Source organism: Mesorhizobium loti CJ3sym (assembly GCF_000472785.1).
GTDB classification, from domain to species: domain Bacteria; phylum Pseudomonadota; class Alphaproteobacteria; order Rhizobiales; family Rhizobiaceae; genus Mesorhizobium; species Mesorhizobium loti_E.
In genome coordinates, this window is the sequence record NZ_AXAL01000002.1 from 322,967 (window position 1) to 337,226 (window position 14,260).

Genomic DNA, 14,260 nt, shown 5'->3' on the forward strand with positions numbered 1-14,260 from the left:
GAAGAATGGCGGGGTTCAGGCCTTGCGGTAACCGAGGGCAACGAAGAATCGATGCCCGAACGAGCGCGCCTCGTCGGTCATAACGGCGCCCAGCGCGACCTGCATCTGGTCGTAATAATGGTTGCCGGCGGGTGAAGCCAGGAAGGCCTCGTAAAGCTTGAGATCGGCCAAAGGCAGATCCCGGTAGATATAGGCTGCCGATTCCATGACGTCCGTATCGATGTCGCGGCGAAGCCCTTCGGTCTGCTTGCGCAGCAAGGCCATGATCTGGTCGTCGGGCAGGGGCTTTCCGGCGGCACCCAGCATTTCGGAAAGCATCGCATAGCCCATGTTCAAGGCGACGGCTTCGCCGGTATCGACGGCGCTGAGATCGTCCATGATCTTTTTGTACTGTGCGAGCCGGGCCGGATCCCTGGAGGGAAGTTCGCCAAGGATTTTGGCTCCCTCGATCTTCTTGGCCTCCCTGGCCTGCGGCGCCGCAGCCTGGATCTCCAGCGCCGTGACCTGTTTGCCCAAGGGCGAAGCGTAGAACGAGGCCAGGTCGGACAGCTCCTTGGCGGTGAGCTTGTCGGCCATCCGCGTTTCGATGGCCGCCTCCATCTTGGCCGGATCAAAGGCGCCTTCCATGGCAGCGGCAAGCGCATCCCTGACTTTTTGCGGCGGCATTCCCGGCGCCGATTTCACGGCTGCGACGAAACCCGGGCCGATGCCCATCAGCATCTCGTGAAAGCCGTTGGCCTTGTTGATGTCGCTGATGGTCTGCGCCGGTGCGGCCATGGTGAGAGAGACGAGGCAGCAGAGCGCAAGCGCCATGCGCGTCAGTGACCGAACGAATGACGTCATTTGCTTGCTCCAGCGGAGAGATGATTGAGACTGCTGGAAAACCGGCATACAGGCAAGATGGGTTGCCACCTTGGCGTGTACACCAGCTTGACAGGCGAGGCGGTCGGGAGAAAGCTGGGGCAAGGCAGGGAGGTATCGTGTCGCCCATGCCGCGTGAGCGCGCAACAGTCGAAGGAGTATCATCTTGGCTGTCACCATCACCTCCCTCATTCTCTTCCTCATCGGCCTGGCGCTCGGCGCGGGCGGCATCTGGTTGGCCTCGCTGGGCGGCAGCTGGTACTACATCATTGTCGGTCTGGCCTTCCTGATCGCCGCCTGGCTGCTCTACCGGCGCCGATCCACGGCAATCTGGCTCTACGCGGCGATCGTGCTGGGAACGCTGGCCTGGGCGGTGTGGGAAACCGGCTTCGACTGGTGGGAACTCGGGCCGCGCGGCGGCATCATCGTGCTGCTGGCGCTATGGCTGCTGACGCCGTGGGCGCGGCGCGGCCTCGCCGGTCCTGACGCTCGGGCGCCGCTGATCCTGGCCGTGCTGGCTTCGCTGGCCGTGGCGGGCTATTCGATGACAACGGACCCCAAGGACATCGCCGGCGCGCTTGATACAGACAAGGTGATCCCCAACGCCAATCTCGGCAACGATGTGCCGGCTGGCGAATGGCACTTCTACGGCCGCACGCAGTTCGGCCAGCGCTATTCGCCGCTCGACCAGATCACGACGGACAATGTCGCCAACCTGCAGCCGGCCTGGACCTACCGCACCGGTGATGTGAAGGGGCCTGATGACATCGGCGAGACCACCTATCAGGTGACGCCGCTTAAAGTTGGCGACACGCTCTACATCTGCACACCGCATAATTTTGCCATCGCCGTGGATGCCGCGACCGGCAAGGAAAAATGGCGCTACGATCCCAAGATCAAGCTCGACAAGGACCGACAGCATCAGACCTGCCGTGGCGTGGCCTATTATGCCGATGCCGCCGGCACCGCCGGCCAGCCCTGCGCGACGCGGGTCTACCTACCGACGTCGGATGCGCGGCTGATTGCGCTCGATGCCACCAGCGGGCAGGTCTGTCCCGCCTTCGCCGAGGGCGGTACGCTCAATCTCCTGACCGGCATGCCCTATCCGAAGTCGGGTTATTATTACTCGACCTCGGCGCCGCTGATCGCGGGCGGCAAGATCATCGTCGGCGGCGCGGTCAACGACAATTATTCGACGCAGGAGCCGTCCGGCGTCATCCGCGCCTTTGATGCGGCCACCGGCAAGCTGGTGTGGAACTGGGATTCCGGCAATCCGGACCAGACGACGCCGCTGCCGGCCGGCCAGACCTACACCGCGAACTCGCCCAACATGTGGTCGACGCCGAGCGCCGACGAGAAGCTCGGCCTGCTCTACGTGCCGCTCGGCAACCAGACGCCGGATCAGCTCGGCGCCGGGCGCAGCGCCAATGTCGAGAAATTCTCCTCCTCGATCACCGCGCTCGACCTCAACACCGGGCAGTTGAAATGGGGGCGCCAGACCGTGCATCACGACCTCTGGGACATGGACGTGCCGGCGCAGCCGAGCCTGATCGACATCACCAGGGCCGACGGCACGATCGTGCCGGCGCTGGTCGGACCGACCAAGCAGGGCGACCTCTATGTGCTTGACCGGCGCACCGGAGAGCCGGTGATCGCGGTCAAGGAAGTGCCGGCGCCCGGCGGTGCCATCGAGGGCGACAAGGCCTCGCCGACGCAGCCTTCGTCCGACCTTTCCTTCAACCCGAAGCCGCTGACCGATGCCGATATGTGGGGCATCACCATGTTCGACCAGCTGGCCTGTCGGATCGCCTTCCACAAACTGCGCTATGAAGGCCGCTATACGCCGCCCTCGCTGCAGGGATCGCTGATCTATCCCGGCAATTTCGGCGTCTTCAACTGGGGTGGCGTTGCGGTCGACCCGGTGCGACAGGTGATGTTCGGCATGCCGACCTATCTTGCCTTCACATCCAGGCTCATTCCCCGCGCCGACGTGCCGGCGCCGGGTGACAACACCAAGGGCAGCGAACAGGGGCTGAACCGCAATGAGGGCGCGCCCTATGCGGTGGTGATGGGACCGTTCCTGTCGCCGCTTGGCGTTCCCTGCCAGGCGCCGCCCTGGGGCTATGTCGCCGGCGTGGATCTGAGGACCGGCACGATCGCCTACAAGCATCGCAACGGCACCATCTACGACATGACACCGCTGCCGCTGCCGCTGAAGGTCGGGGTGCCCGGCATTGGCGGGCCGATGATCACCGCCGGCGGGGTCGCCTTCCTCGGTGCGGCAGTCGACGATTATCTGCGCGCCTATGATCTGACATCGGGCAAGCAGCTCTGGCAGGCGCGGCTGCCGGCCGGCGGGCAATCGACGCCGATGACTTATACGGGCGCCGACGGACGCCAGTTCGTGGTCATCGTTGCCGGCGGCCATGGCTCGGTCGGCACCAAGCCAGGCGACTATGTGATGGCTTACGCGCTGCCGAAGTAGGGAGGATATGGGCCGGAGCAGGGTTCCAGGCCGGCTTTGCCAAGCCTCTTGCAACGTGGGCGCTGCCCCTCATTGTCCTGCCGGACATTTCTCCCCGTAAAGCGACGGGGAGAAAGACGCAGTCAGCGATGGTTTGGCCAATCGCCGATTTTGAGAAATGCGCCGACGTTGAGGTTCTCCTTCTCCCGTCACTATACGGGGAGAAGGTGGCGGCAGCCGGATGAGGGGCAGCACGACGTCTGGCAGGGGCGCAGATAGAACGATCTTCGTCCGTTCGTAGCTTGCCTCTTAGCCAAGCCCCAAATGGCTCTTCAGGCTAGGCACCTGGCCGAGCACCTGGTTGGTCAGATCAGGGCCCGCCGCGGCTTGGGCTTGCTGAATCAGTGTCTGACCGGCCTTCTCGATCTGCGCCATGTCGAGGCCGGAGGCCTTGAGCGCGGCGAGGCCGTTGACCAGCGCGCCGGCCTTCTCGCCGAGAACGCCGCCAAGCGCGCCCTGAAGCGACGACAGGAAGCCGCCACCGCCTCCGGCAGGGGCGGCGGCCATGACGTCATATTTCTGCGCCAGCGCATCGGCGCCCGGAATCTTAGCGAAGAAGGCTGAGGCGCTGGTGCCGTCGGCTTCGTGTTCGAGCACCGAGAAAATGGTGCCGACGACTTTCTCCGTCGTAGCCTGGTCGAGACCCGCCTTTTGCGAGACGGTGTTGACGATATCCTGGACGTTCATGGTCTCACCTCAACCCTGGGTTTTCGTGTTTGCCGGATGGCGCTTGATGGGAACCTTGACCATGGACTTCCGGCTCGCCGCGACAACAGTCGCGCGCATCGCCAGAACGGCGGCTACTGCAACCACGAAGGCGGTTGCCAGGATCGGCGAGGTCATGGTCATAAGTTTTCCTTTCAGATCGGGCCCTTCAGGACCGTGGCCGCGCCATGGGGCGACCGGACTTCAGTTTCTCCCACTATTGTGGCAGCGCCATCAAGATTTGTCACCGATGACCAAATTGTGATGATCACTGCTTTGCTCCCACATCGCTACGCGAACCGCGAGCGTCACCGGCCTGTGACTGGACGATGCGAGGCTCGCCCCTATCTTGCGAGCGGGCAAGGATACAGAAGTCGAGATACCGAGATCGAGGAGTGCGCCATGTCGAAATCCACTGAAAAGCCTGTCATCACCCAGGCAATGATCGACGCCTATGACGAATACACGCATCTGACGCTCGATCGCCGCCGCTTCATGGAACAATTGACCAGGCTCGCCGGAACCGGTGCCGCGGCGGCCGCGATCGCGCCAATGCTGGCGGCGAATTCCGCCCAGGCGGCGATCGTCGCCGAAAGCGATGCCCGCGTGAAAGGCGAGGACATCACCTATCCCGGCGGCAGCGGCGAGATGAAGGGCTATCTGGTGAGACCGGCAGACCAGGCCGGCAAGCTCGGCACCGTCATCGTCATCCATGAAAACCGTGGGCTCAACCCGCATATACGCGACGTCGCCCGGCGCGTGGCACTGGAAGGGTTCGTGGCGCTGGCGCCGGATTTCCTGTCGCCACTCGGCGGCACGCCCGATGACGAGGACAAGGCGCGCGACATGTTCACCAAGCTGGACCCGGCGCAGACCGTTGCCAATGGCGTGGCGACCGTCACGTTCCTGAAAGGTAACAAGGACGGCAACGGCAAGGTCGGCGCCGTCGGCTTCTGCTGGGGCGGCGGCACGGCCAACATGCTGGCCGTCAACGCGCCCGATCTCGCCGCCAGCGTTGCCTATTACGGCATGCAGCCAAAGGGCGCCGATGTGTCGAAGATCAAGGCCGCGCTGTTGCTGCACTATGCGGGGCTGGACGATCGCACCAATGCCGGCATCGACGCCTTCAAGAAGGAACTCGACGCCGACCATGTCGAGTACACCGTTTATGTCTATGAAGGCGCCAACCATGCCTTCAGCAACGACACCTCGGCGGCGCGCTACTACAAGAAGGCGGCCGATCTCGCCTGGGGCAGGACGATCGCTTTCCTGAAGGACAAGCTGAAATAGGCGGTCAGGCGACCGGGGGCGCCCATACGGCCTCGAAAGCCGGCGATAGGGTGAAGCCGGCCGGCCGTGTGGAAACGGGCGGCGGGCGTCGCACGCCTTCCTGCAGATACCGCAACGCCGATGTCAGTCCGTTCATCGTGTAGGGCTTGGCGATGACGCCAACCGCACCGGCGAAATGATCGGGAATGCGCTTCGGGTTGGCGGTCATGAACACCACCACCGAGCTCTTCTTCTGGCCGATATATTCGGCCACCTCGACGCCGGTTGGGCCATCGGTCAGGTGGATGTCGACAAAGGCGATGTCGGCATCCGTGGACCCAACCATGCTCTTTGCCTCAGACGAAGACGTTGCCCAGCCGACGACACTATGGCCCGCCTCTTCGACAAGGCTCTCCAGTTCCATGGCCAGCAGCGCTTCGTCCTCGATGATAAGGATCTTGAGCGGTTCAATCATGACACATTCCCTTTTTGCTGCGGTTCGTTCGGCATCGAGATCACGACCTTGGTACCGGGGCCGGCGTCGTGCCATTCGATGTTGGCGCGCAACTGGCGGGCGAGCGACTTGATCAGCCGCATGCCGAAAGACGCATCGCCACTGGCATCAGTCATGCCGACACCATCGTCGGAGACCTCGATGTTGAAGTGACCGTCGGGCTGGCTCATCTTGATGCCTATGCGTCCTGCCGTCGTCCCGTCCGGTCCTTCCTTGAAAGCGTGTTTCAGTGCATTGGTGACGAGTTCATTGACCATCAACGCGACAGGCGTCGCCTTTTCGGCTGAAATCACAATGGGTTCGAGGTCGAGTTTCGACTTGATTCCGGAGCGCCCCGACGCCGTCAGCAGATCGGTCACCAGGTCTTTGGCGAAATCCGAGACGTCGAACCGGCTGACATCCTTCGACTGGTAGAGCCGGCGATGCACGGTGCTCAGCGCCTCGATGCGCTCCAGCATGGTCTTCAGGGAACGTTTGGTTGCCTCGTCCTTTATGGAACGGCTCTGCATGATGATGAGCGACGAGATCATCTGCAGATTGTTTTTCACCCGGTGATCGACCTCGTGCAGCAAGGTGGTCTGCGCCTCAAGGGCTGCTTCCAACTCTGCTGTGCGTTCCTTCACCGCCTTCTCGAAACGGTCCTTGTCGGCGGTGATGCGATGCTCCGAGCGCTTGCGATCCGAGACATCGAGCTGCGAGGCGAAAAAGAACTGCAATTCGCCTTTGTCGTTCGAGACGGGGCTGAGGTAGAGCGCGTTCCAGAAGGTCGAGCCATCCTTGCGATAGTTCAGGATGTCGACGGCGAGGTCGGTCTTGTCGGCGATCGCCGCGCGTATCGCCGCAATGGCGGCCTTGTCGGTCTTCGGCCCCTGCAGGAAGCGGCAGTTCTTGCCAATGACCTCGCCGCGCCCATAGCCAGACAACCGCAGGAAGGCGTCATTGGCAAAGACGATCGGATTGTCGGGCCGCCGGGGATCGGTGATGATCATCGACATGCGGGTGGCGCGAATGGCCGCCGCGAACGGGTCGCCCTTGCCGTGCTCGGCATGAAGGTCGTCCGTCATGTGCCAAGCGTCGGCGGACTCCCTGGTCCGTTTCCAGTCCATGCTGTCACTCCAAGTTTTTTTCGTGGGTGACAACGGCTCAAGGGAGGAATTGGTTCAATTCTGGACGTGTTGTCGCAGTTTGGCGGTATCGGGAACCGACTCAGTGTTTCTGCAAGCGATTGATGATAAATGCTTTCCTGGCGCCTAGGATGTCGGTGCCGGCTTGTGGAAAGCGACACCGGCGACCACCAGCGCGATCCCCAGGCAATCGACGAGACTCGGAATTTGGCGCAGTACGATGACGCCGATCAGCGTTGCGGTGACCGGCAGCAACGACAGCATCAGGGCGAAACTCGAGCGCGGCAGGCGCGACATGGCAAGCTGGTCGCAGATGTAGGGAATGACCGAGGAGCAGATGCCGACGCCGATGGCGGCGAGCAACAATTGCGGTGCCGAGAAAGCCGGAAGCGCCTGTGCGAAGCCGATCGGCAGCACGACAATGAAGGCGATCGTCATGGCCGCGCCCAGTCCGGCGATGCCACCACCGGCACTGGTGCGTGCGACGCGGTGACCGAGCACGATGTAGCCGACAAAGAGAGCGCCATTGAGGAAAGCCCAGAACAGCCCGACGGGATCGCTGGACCATTTTACGTCGATGAGCAGCAAGGTGCCGGTGACGGCCACGGCAAGGGCAGCGAGATTGCGCGGGCTCCTGAGGCCGATCAGCGCGACGCCAATGGTGCCGACGAATTCGATCGCCGCCACCAGCGAGATCGGCAAGCGGTCGAGCGCCAGGTAGAACGAACAGTTCATCACCGCTAGGCAGGCGCCGAAGGCCAGCAACAGCAGCCGTGTCGAGCGATCGGCGCCGGCAAAGGTTCGCCAGGGGCGGGTCAGCGGCGCGAAGATCAGCGCCGCGGTGGCGATGCGCAGCCACGCCATGCCGAGCACGCCGACATGCGGGAACAGCAGCACGGCGAAAGCCGGACCGAGATAGTGAAAGACAGCGCTGACGCCGAACCAGACATGCGGCGGCAGTTTTGTCGCCAGGCTGTCGGGGCCGCCGAGGGCAGGGCGGGCGACGGGAGCTTGCGCTTGATCATCCATGGGATCAGTATCGCAGGCAGTTTTGGCTGAATATATGGGTGATGATCGGCCTGTTGGTTAATCTGCTTCCCGGAAGCAAGGAGTTCTCCATGAAACGCCTTCGAACCGAAAATATCGACCTCGACGTCGCGGATATGAAGATCCTGCGCCTTTTGGAAGAGGACGCTCGGATCAGCACGGCCGAACTTGCGCGCTTGGTCGGCCTGTCGGCGCCGAGTGTCACCGAGCGCATCAAGCGGCTGCAGGAGAATGGCGTAATCGAGGCCTATTCGGTTCGGATCAATCCCGCCGCACTTGGCCTTAAGCTGTCGGCATGGCTGCGCATCCGGCCGGTGCCTGGGCAACTGGCTGTCGTCGCCGATATCATCCGTGAGCTGCCGGAGATCGCGCAATGCGACCGGGTGACCGGCGAGGATTGCTTCATTGCGCTGGCGCATGTCGGGTCTGTGACCGAACTCGAACGGGTGATCGACGGGATCATTCCCTATGCGATGACGAACACGGCCATCATCCAGTCATCGCCGGTGGTGGCGCGCTCGCCGCTTGGGGCGGTGAAGCGATCACCGTGATGTTCAATAGCGAGGCGAGCATTCATAAGTGAGTTAGCAAGCTAAGTATCTCGATCGACACCCTTTCTGACGCTGTGGTCAATGCCATGGTCTTGGCGGCAGCGGTTGCGCTGGAGCACAGTCTGAAGCCGTAAGATGATGCTTAAACTCGGACCGCCGTATGAAGGGCGCGCAGAGGAAAGCCCGCGTCAACGGAAGCTAGGTCATTCACCAGCATAACGGCGGCTTCGCCTTCTGCATCAGGCACTTCGGCAGCCATTGCAGCCAACCAAACCACGCGGCCTGGGACTCGGGCGGCCCAGCGTGATGCACCAGACAAACCCTTCATATTGTCCTCGTGGGCGATCAACGGCCGATCGTCGCAATCGCCGTCAAGGGATGTTCGCGCCATGTCGCACAGCGTTGCCAAGTCACGGGCGATACCGGCGAGGTCCGTTCGCGAGGCCGCTGCCTCTTCAATCAGTGCCAGGCAGGCGTGCAGAAAAGCAAGGAGAGCCTGATGCTCGCCACCCGGTGCGGCGACGCGGCGGTGAAGCGCATCCAGAACAACTGTGAACTCGCTAGTGCTGCGTTTGCCGGAATACCTGCGTCGGAAGAAGTCAAGTCGATTGGCGATCGCCGCCGCCCATATCGGCAATCCCGCTTCGACTTCAGACAGCGAGCCGTTCGCCATCCCGCACCTCCATTACGATCCGCACGCAATCCATATCGGCAGGGATTATACAATGCAATTTCCCGACACTGTAACCGTGGCAGGAACGCATCTGCACGATAGGAAGCAGGTTTCGACAAGCGGATGAGGCAGCCGGGAGCTATTTCACTATGGCGACGCTAGGCGTGGCCGCGCTTCAGGCGGGCGCGTTTCAAAATGCTGCGCCAGCGGATCATGTCGAACGGGATCGGTTCGTTGCTGTTGGCGATGTGGAAGATCTCATTGTCGACGTTCTTGAGCGAACGCCAGAAATCATAGTCCGATATGCGCGGATCAGCGGCCAGCCTGTCCACCTCGACCTTGATGTCGGTTTTCATGCACGTCCCTCGAACCGGCTTCGCCCCGCCGCCCGTATAGCAACCCTGTGCGGAGCGTTTTCGACCGCTCCGCTGAGTCGTTCAACGGCTCAATTGGCTTTTTCCCGTTAAAACCTTGGTAAGGTTAACGCGGGCGCGGGGCTGCTTCAAGCGCTGGTGCAAGCCGATTCCAGGGTTTCGCGATTTTGGATTGCGGGTGTGGCTTTGAAGCCCGGTGGCCTCTTTGGGGAACAGTGTCAGTTCAATCTATTTGCGTTTGATGCCGATCGAGCGGCCGGCGCGCTCCGGCATCGGCAGCACCGAATGAGCGGCGCGCATGGCTTCGACCTTGGCCAGCACATCGGCCGGGAAGGGCGCGACCTTCGGCCCGGACATGTCGACATGCAGCGACAGGGTTTCGGAGGTGGCGGCGAGCCAGCCGTCGACATGGCGGATTTCCTGATAGGCCCTGAGCCGCTTCTCGTCATGGTCGATAAGCTGGAAGGAGACCGTGACCTTGTGGTCGAGATGCAGCTCCTGGACGTAACAGACATGGACTTCGGCGGTGTAGATGGTGAGGCGGCGGTCCTTCACATAGTCCAGCCCCATGCCCATCGTCTCGAAGGCCTCGTCCGAGCAGCGGTCGAACAGCACGTTGTAATAGGCCATGTTGAGATGGCCGTTGTAGTCGATCCAGTCCTTCTCGATGTCCATGGGCCTGGAGACGAAGGGGGCGGGGATGGGCATCGAAACTTCCTTGTGCTGGTGCTGGACAGAGCCTAGCTGCGAAGACTTTTTTGTTTAGACGCAATTCCCCAGGAAAAGCGCTACGCGCTTTTTCCGGGAAAACCGCTTCACACTTTTCCTGGAATTGCTTTAGGCATTCATAATCGCAGAACAAGCGTGGGCGCTGGTCCATTCGCGGAGGAATTCATGGCTCTGAGCGACCTCAATCCGGTCGAACGCAACGAGGAGGGCATCGCCGCGGTGCTTGGCATCCTCAAGCAACAGCTCGGCGAGCGTTTTCAGACTGGCCAGGCAATCCGCTCGCAGCATGCGCACACGACCACCTACATTCCGACGCAGGCGCCCGATGGCGTCGCTTTTCCGGAGACGACGGCCGAGGTGCAGGAGATCGTGCGCGCCTGCGCCGCGCACCGTGTGCCGGTGATCGCCTTTGGCGTCGGCTCCTCGCTGGAAGGCCACACCAACGCACCGGGCGGCGGCATCTCGGTCGACACCTCGCGGATGAACCGCATCCTTGCGGTCAATCCGCAGGATCTCGACTGCACGGTCGAACCCGGCGTGACGCGCGAGGATTTGAACCATCACCTGCGCGACACCGGCCTGTTCTTTCCGATCGATCCCGGCGCCAATGCCTCGCTCGGCGGCATGGCGGCGACGCGGGCGTCGGGCACCAATGCGGTGCGCTACGGCACGATGCGCGAAAACGTGCTGTCGCTGACGGCCGTCATGGCCGACGGCGAGACGTTGACGACAGGCAAGCGGGCGAAGAAGAGCTCGGCCGGCTATGATCTGACGCGGCTGCTGGTCGGCTCGGAAGGCACGCTCGGCATCATCACCTCGCTGACATTGAAGCTGCAAGGAATTCCGCAGGCGATCTCGGGCGGCGTCTGTCCGTTTCCGAGCGTCGAGGCGGCCTGCAACGCCGTCATCGCGACGATCCAGATGGGCATTCCGGTGGCGCGCATCGAACTGGTCAATGCGCTGCAGATGCGGGCGATGAAGACCTATTCCAAGCTCGACTATCCCGAGAGCCCGTGCCTTTTCGTCGAGTTCCACGGCAGCGATGCGGGCGTAGCCGAGCAGGCCGAAACTTTTGGCATGATCGCGGAAGAAAATGGCGGCGGGCCGTTCCTGTGGACAAGCGTCGCCGAGGAGCGGACGAAATTGTGGAAAGCGAGGCACGATGCCTATTGGGCATCGCTGACGCTGCGGCCCGGCGCCAAGGGCCTGTCGACCGATGTCTGCGTGCCGATCTCGCGCTTTGCCGAATGCGTCATGGAAACCGAAACCGACATCGCCGAGATGGGCTTGATCGCGCCGATCGTCGGCCATGCCGGCGACGGCAATTTTCATACTTTGCTGCTGATGGATGTGAACGATCCTAAGGAGATCGCGCTGTGTGAAGAATTCGTCGCGCGGCTCAACATGCGGGCGATCGCCATGGATGGCACCTGCACCGGCGAGCATGGCATCGGCCAGGGCAAGATCGGCTTCATGCGCCGCGAACTCGGCCACGGCGTCGACATCATGCGTTCCATCAAGCAGGCACTCGACCCGCAAAACATCATGAATCCCGGCAAGATATTGCCGGGCGGCGGTCATTAGATGTCGACTGCCGAGACGTTGCTGCCGATCGAGGTGCCGCCGTCATCCGCTGGCGCGCCTCTGCCTCATGTGTTTGCGGATGGAGGCAGACTGCTCGCCGCCTATATCGTCAATGCTCCGGATTTGTCCTTCGATGGCACGAATCCGCGCTCGGTTTCGCCGCTAACAGGCAACCAGTCCGTTGCCGTCCTGACGGCTGATCCCTATCTGGCATTTCAGTTCGGCCCGCCGAACGACGAAGCCATCAGTGGTCATCGTCTTTATTCGTTGGGCTTGCGGGCCTACGAAGCATTTGAAGTCCGCAATTCGTCGTGGATCGCTTCCCTGGAAAAGTCCAATCGGGTTCATTCGTCCCATACGCCCGAACTGTTTTCAGGCTATCGGCATTTCATCTTGGCGTTCCACGATTCGACGCTGGAGTTCATTGCCGAGAGTTTCTCCGCAAGCCTTCACAATGGAGCGGTTTTGACGGTGCTGATGGAAGCCATTGGACAAAGTCTCCCGGCGCAGCACGTTAAACCGATCCGTTTTCTCGACAGGCTTTGGCGACGCAATTGACCTGTCAGAGGTTTCCCGCCGTCTTGACCGTGCCACCATTCGGGTCGAGTCTCCTTGAGCGGCACGCCTGAAAACACAGGCACGCCAGTTGAGGAGGACTGTCATGGCCATTTCACGCAAGGAAGAAGCCCGCGCGCTGAGCGCCGATGAAACCGAGCTGGTGGAGAAATCGCACCATCCGGCGGTGCAGGAGCTTTCCGACGCCGACCTTTCCTGTCTGGTCAAGCTGCTGCGGGAGCGGCGCGACAAGGCGCAGACCGAAGCGCACCGCCGGCGGCGTGAAATACGCGGCAAGGGCGCGCCTAAAGGGGCTGCCCCCTCGAAGTCCGATGGCGGCTCGCAGGTGAAGCTGGCGGTTCTGGCGAACGCCATGCGGCGGCTGAATGGCGAGGCCGAACGGCGGCGCCAACTGGCGGCTCGCATTTCGCTGGTCGGGAATGCACGCAAGGCGCTGGCCATGAAGCAAAATGCGTCGGCGGACGGTACCGCGCTCAATTCGCGGACGGCTCACAAGGGCATGCGGGCCGTGGCCAACGAGCGGGCGCCGAAGCTGGTGCGGCCGGCGGAACTCGGCCGGCAGCGCAAGGCGGGCAAGGTGGCGCAAGCAAAGCGCGACGCTCGCTGATCCTCGCGGATAAGCGTCGCCCCTTTACCGCGCGGCGGGACGTTGTTGCTGCGCGCCCTCGACAAGGGCCTGCAGCATGGGGCGGGTCGGCGCGAAGAATGTCGTGCCGGTCTGCGGCGCGGAGACATCGAGCAGCCGGTCATAGGCGCCCGGCGGGTCGCCGATATACATGCGCTGCAGCATTTTCTCGGTGACCCAGAGATATCTGGAATAGCCGATGAAGTAGGTGCCGAACTCGTTCTGCCCGGGCCTGCCGAACGGCATGTTGTCGCGCAAAATGTCGTATTCGTTGCCGTCGTCATCCTCGATGGTGGCCAGCGACTTGTGCGATTTGCGTGGCGCGTCGTCATCGTCGATTTCGATGTTGTCGATCTTGGTGCGGCCGATGATCGCTTCCTGCTCGGGCGTTGGAATGCGCGCCCATGCCTGCATGTCGTGCAGATATTTCTGGACGACGACATAGGAGCCGCCGGCAAAGTCGGCATCCTCGTCGCCGACCAGTGCCGAGGCGGGCAGGTCGAGGCCGGTCGGGTTGGCGGTGCCGTCGACAAAGCCGAGCAGGTCGCGGGCATCGAAATAGCGAAAGCCGGTCACCTCGTCGACGACCGTGACGCCGGAACCGAGCCGGTCAAGCAGGATACGCTCGAACTCGAAACACATGTCGGGCCGCTCTGCCCGGATGTGGAAGAGAAGGTCGCCCGGTGTCGATGGCGCCGAATGGACCGCGCCCTTGATCGGCGCGAATGGTTTCAGCTCCAGCGGCCGCCGATCCGGGCTGAGCCGGTCCCAGAGATCGCGGCCGATGCCGGCAATACACGACAGGCGGCCGCCAAGGTCGCGGAACCCGACATTCTTGACCAGGTCGTCAAGTTCGCCGAGCACCGAGCAGACCTTGGCCAGCGCCGGTTGGTCGCCGGCGACGGTGACGACGAGGAAAATCGCCGACTGCGAAAGCGGCGCATCGATGCTCTGTGCGTCGATTGGCACGCGGTCCCAGTTCTTGCCCGACATCCGAAAATCTCCGCTTTTCCCGGATTTGTTTCAGATCGCTTGGGATGACGCAATACTGGATGAATTGCCTCTTTATCGACACGCGGATGCGGGTAGAGTGCGGCAGATTTC

At 62.4% G+C, this 14,260-nt stretch carries 16 protein-coding genes; 6 read left to right on the plus strand and 10 right to left on the minus strand.

The genetic code is table 11. The annotated features are described in order from the left end of the window. Positions 1–15: 15 nt before the first annotated feature. Positions 16–843 (minus strand): DUF2059 domain-containing protein, encoded by an 828-nt coding sequence (locus A3A9_RS0106115; RefSeq protein ID WP_027057985.1) that lies wholly within the window; start codon positions 841–843, stop codon positions 16–18. Positions 844–1,027: 184 nt separating this feature from the next. Between A3A9_RS0106115 and A3A9_RS0106120 the strand changes: the two genes are divergently transcribed. After that, positions 1,028–3,346 (plus strand): glucose/quinate/shikimate family membrane-bound PQQ-dependent dehydrogenase, encoded by a 2,319-nt coding sequence (locus A3A9_RS0106120; RefSeq protein WP_027057986.1) that lies wholly within the window; start codon positions 1,028–1,030, stop codon positions 3,344–3,346. A gap of 288 nt (positions 3,347–3,634) precedes the next feature. Here the strand turns inward: A3A9_RS0106120 and A3A9_RS0106125 are convergent, their stop codons facing one another. Next, complete coding sequence (locus A3A9_RS0106125) at positions 3,635–4,072, minus strand: hypothetical protein (protein WP_027057987.1); 438 nt, start codon at positions 4,070–4,072, stop codon at positions 3,635–3,637. A gap of 9 nt (positions 4,073–4,081) precedes the next feature. Next, a complete protein-coding gene (locus A3A9_RS45110; RefSeq protein WP_202596354.1) occupies positions 4,082–4,228 on the minus strand; it encodes a hypothetical protein in 147 nt (48 codons plus the stop codon). Between the two features lie 264 nt (positions 4,229–4,492). Here A3A9_RS45110 and A3A9_RS0106135 point away from each other — a divergent pair, with 264 nt between their 5' ends. Further along, positions 4,493–5,380, plus strand: a complete 888-nt coding sequence (locus tag A3A9_RS0106135; RefSeq protein WP_027057988.1) for a dienelactone hydrolase family protein — start codon at positions 4,493–4,495, stop codon at positions 5,378–5,380. Positions 5,381–5,384: 4 nt separating this feature from the next. Here A3A9_RS0106135 and A3A9_RS0106140 read toward each other — a convergent pair whose 3' ends face one another. The 3 genes from A3A9_RS0106140 to A3A9_RS0106150 all read right to left on the minus strand — a co-directional run bounded on the left by A3A9_RS0106140 (position 5,385) and on the right by A3A9_RS0106150 (position 8,026). Then, a complete protein-coding gene (locus tag A3A9_RS0106140) occupies positions 5,385–5,834 on the minus strand; it encodes a response regulator (protein WP_027057989.1) in 450 nt (149 codons plus the stop codon). Next, the gene (locus A3A9_RS0106145) at positions 5,831–6,979 is read right to left on the minus strand and encodes a sensor histidine kinase (RefSeq protein WP_027057990.1); all 1,149 of its coding nucleotides are present in this window, start codon (positions 6,977–6,979) and stop codon (positions 5,831–5,833) included. Before A3A9_RS0106145 ends, A3A9_RS0106140 begins: the two co-directional genes overlap by 4 nt. A gap of 144 nt (positions 6,980–7,123) precedes the next feature. Then, positions 7,124–8,026 (minus strand): EamA family transporter, encoded by a 903-nt coding sequence (locus A3A9_RS0106150; protein ID WP_027057991.1) that lies wholly within the window; start codon positions 8,024–8,026, stop codon positions 7,124–7,126. Positions 8,027–8,115: 89 nt separating this feature from the next. Here A3A9_RS0106150 and A3A9_RS0106155 point away from each other — a divergent pair, with 89 nt between their 5' ends. After that, entirely contained in the window at positions 8,116–8,595 is a 480-nt protein-coding gene (locus A3A9_RS0106155) for an Lrp/AsnC family transcriptional regulator (RefSeq protein ID WP_027057992.1), read from the plus strand. A 142-nt stretch (positions 8,596–8,737) separates the two neighbouring features. Here A3A9_RS0106155 and A3A9_RS0106160 read toward each other — a convergent pair whose 3' ends face one another. From A3A9_RS0106160 to A3A9_RS0106170, 3 genes are all read right to left on the minus strand, one after another. Beyond that, positions 8,738–9,268 (minus strand): hypothetical protein, encoded by a 531-nt coding sequence (locus A3A9_RS0106160; RefSeq protein WP_027057993.1) that lies wholly within the window; start codon positions 9,266–9,268, stop codon positions 8,738–8,740. A gap of 158 nt (positions 9,269–9,426) precedes the next feature. Next, on the minus strand, positions 9,427–9,624 hold the full coding sequence (locus tag A3A9_RS0106165) for a hypothetical protein (RefSeq protein ID WP_027057994.1): 198 nt from the start codon (positions 9,622–9,624) through the stop codon (positions 9,427–9,429). A 246-nt stretch (positions 9,625–9,870) separates the two neighbouring features. Further along, the gene (locus A3A9_RS0106170; RefSeq protein WP_027057995.1) at positions 9,871–10,350 is read right to left on the minus strand and encodes a thioesterase family protein; all 480 of its coding nucleotides are present in this window, start codon (positions 10,348–10,350) and stop codon (positions 9,871–9,873) included. 186 nt (positions 10,351–10,536) lie between these two features. Between A3A9_RS0106170 and A3A9_RS0106175 the strand changes: the two genes are divergently transcribed. The 3 genes from A3A9_RS0106175 to A3A9_RS0106185 all read left to right on the plus strand — a co-directional run bounded on the left by A3A9_RS0106175 (position 10,537) and on the right by A3A9_RS0106185 (position 13,138). Then, on the plus strand, positions 10,537–11,955 hold the full coding sequence (locus A3A9_RS0106175; protein WP_027057996.1) for an FAD-binding oxidoreductase: 1,419 nt from the start codon (positions 10,537–10,539) through the stop codon (positions 11,953–11,955). Beyond that, positions 11,956–12,513, plus strand: a complete 558-nt coding sequence (locus A3A9_RS41715; RefSeq protein WP_051370785.1) for a hypothetical protein — start codon at positions 11,956–11,958, stop codon at positions 12,511–12,513. A gap of 103 nt (positions 12,514–12,616) precedes the next feature. Beyond that, positions 12,617–13,138, plus strand: coding sequence for a hypothetical protein (locus A3A9_RS0106185; RefSeq protein WP_027057997.1), 522 nt, complete (start codon positions 12,617–12,619; stop codon positions 13,136–13,138). A gap of 24 nt (positions 13,139–13,162) precedes the next feature. Here A3A9_RS0106185 and A3A9_RS0106190 read toward each other — a convergent pair whose 3' ends face one another. Then, positions 13,163–14,149: a Dyp-type peroxidase gene (locus tag A3A9_RS0106190; protein ID WP_027057998.1), complete on the minus strand. Its 987-nt coding sequence runs from the start codon at positions 14,147–14,149 to the stop codon at positions 13,163–13,165. Positions 14,150–14,260: the final 111 nt, after the last annotated feature.

Bases quoted from the DNA above. Each gene is read 5' to 3' on its own strand.
- A3A9_RS0106170 (WP_027057995.1), bottom strand. From the start codon at position 10,350: ATGCCCATCCCCGCCCCCTTCGTCTCCAGGCCCATGGACATCGAGAAG.
- A3A9_RS0106160 (WP_027057993.1), bottom strand. From the start codon at position 9,268: ATGGCGAACGGCTCGCTGTCTGAAGTCGAAGCGGGATTGCCGATATGG.
- A3A9_RS0106125 (WP_027057987.1), bottom strand. From the start codon at position 4,072: ATGAACGTCCAGGATATCGTCAACACCGTCTCGCAAAAGGCGGGTCTC.
- A3A9_RS0106150 (WP_027057991.1), bottom strand. From the start codon at position 8,026: ATGGATGATCAAGCGCAAGCTCCCGTCGCCCGCCCTGCCCTCGGCGGC.
- A3A9_RS0106165 (WP_027057994.1), bottom strand. From the start codon at position 9,624: ATGAAAACCGACATCAAGGTCGAGGTGGACAGGCTGGCCGCTGATCCG.
- A3A9_RS0106115 (WP_027057985.1), bottom strand. From the start codon at position 843: ATGACGTCATTCGTTCGGTCACTGACGCGCATGGCGCTTGCGCTCTGC.
- A3A9_RS0106155 (WP_027057992.1), top strand. From the start codon at position 8,116: ATGAAACGCCTTCGAACCGAAAATATCGACCTCGACGTCGCGGATATG.
- A3A9_RS0106135 (WP_027057988.1), top strand. From the start codon at position 4,493: ATGTCGAAATCCACTGAAAAGCCTGTCATCACCCAGGCAATGATCGAC.
- A3A9_RS0106175 (WP_027057996.1), top strand. From the start codon at position 10,537: ATGGCTCTGAGCGACCTCAATCCGGTCGAACGCAACGAGGAGGGCATC.
- A3A9_RS0106190 (WP_027057998.1), bottom strand. From the start codon at position 14,149: ATGTCGGGCAAGAACTGGGACCGCGTGCCAATCGACGCACAGAGCATC.
- A3A9_RS0106145 (WP_027057990.1), bottom strand. From the start codon at position 6,979: ATGGACTGGAAACGGACCAGGGAGTCCGCCGACGCTTGGCACATGACG.
- A3A9_RS0106140 (WP_027057989.1), bottom strand. From the start codon at position 5,834: ATGATTGAACCGCTCAAGATCCTTATCATCGAGGACGAAGCGCTGCTG.
- A3A9_RS41715 (WP_051370785.1), top strand. From the start codon at position 11,956: ATGTCGACTGCCGAGACGTTGCTGCCGATCGAGGTGCCGCCGTCATCC.
- A3A9_RS45110 (WP_202596354.1), bottom strand. From the start codon at position 4,228: ATGACCTCGCCGATCCTGGCAACCGCCTTCGTGGTTGCAGTAGCCGCC.
- A3A9_RS0106185 (WP_027057997.1), top strand. From the start codon at position 12,617: ATGGCCATTTCACGCAAGGAAGAAGCCCGCGCGCTGAGCGCCGATGAA.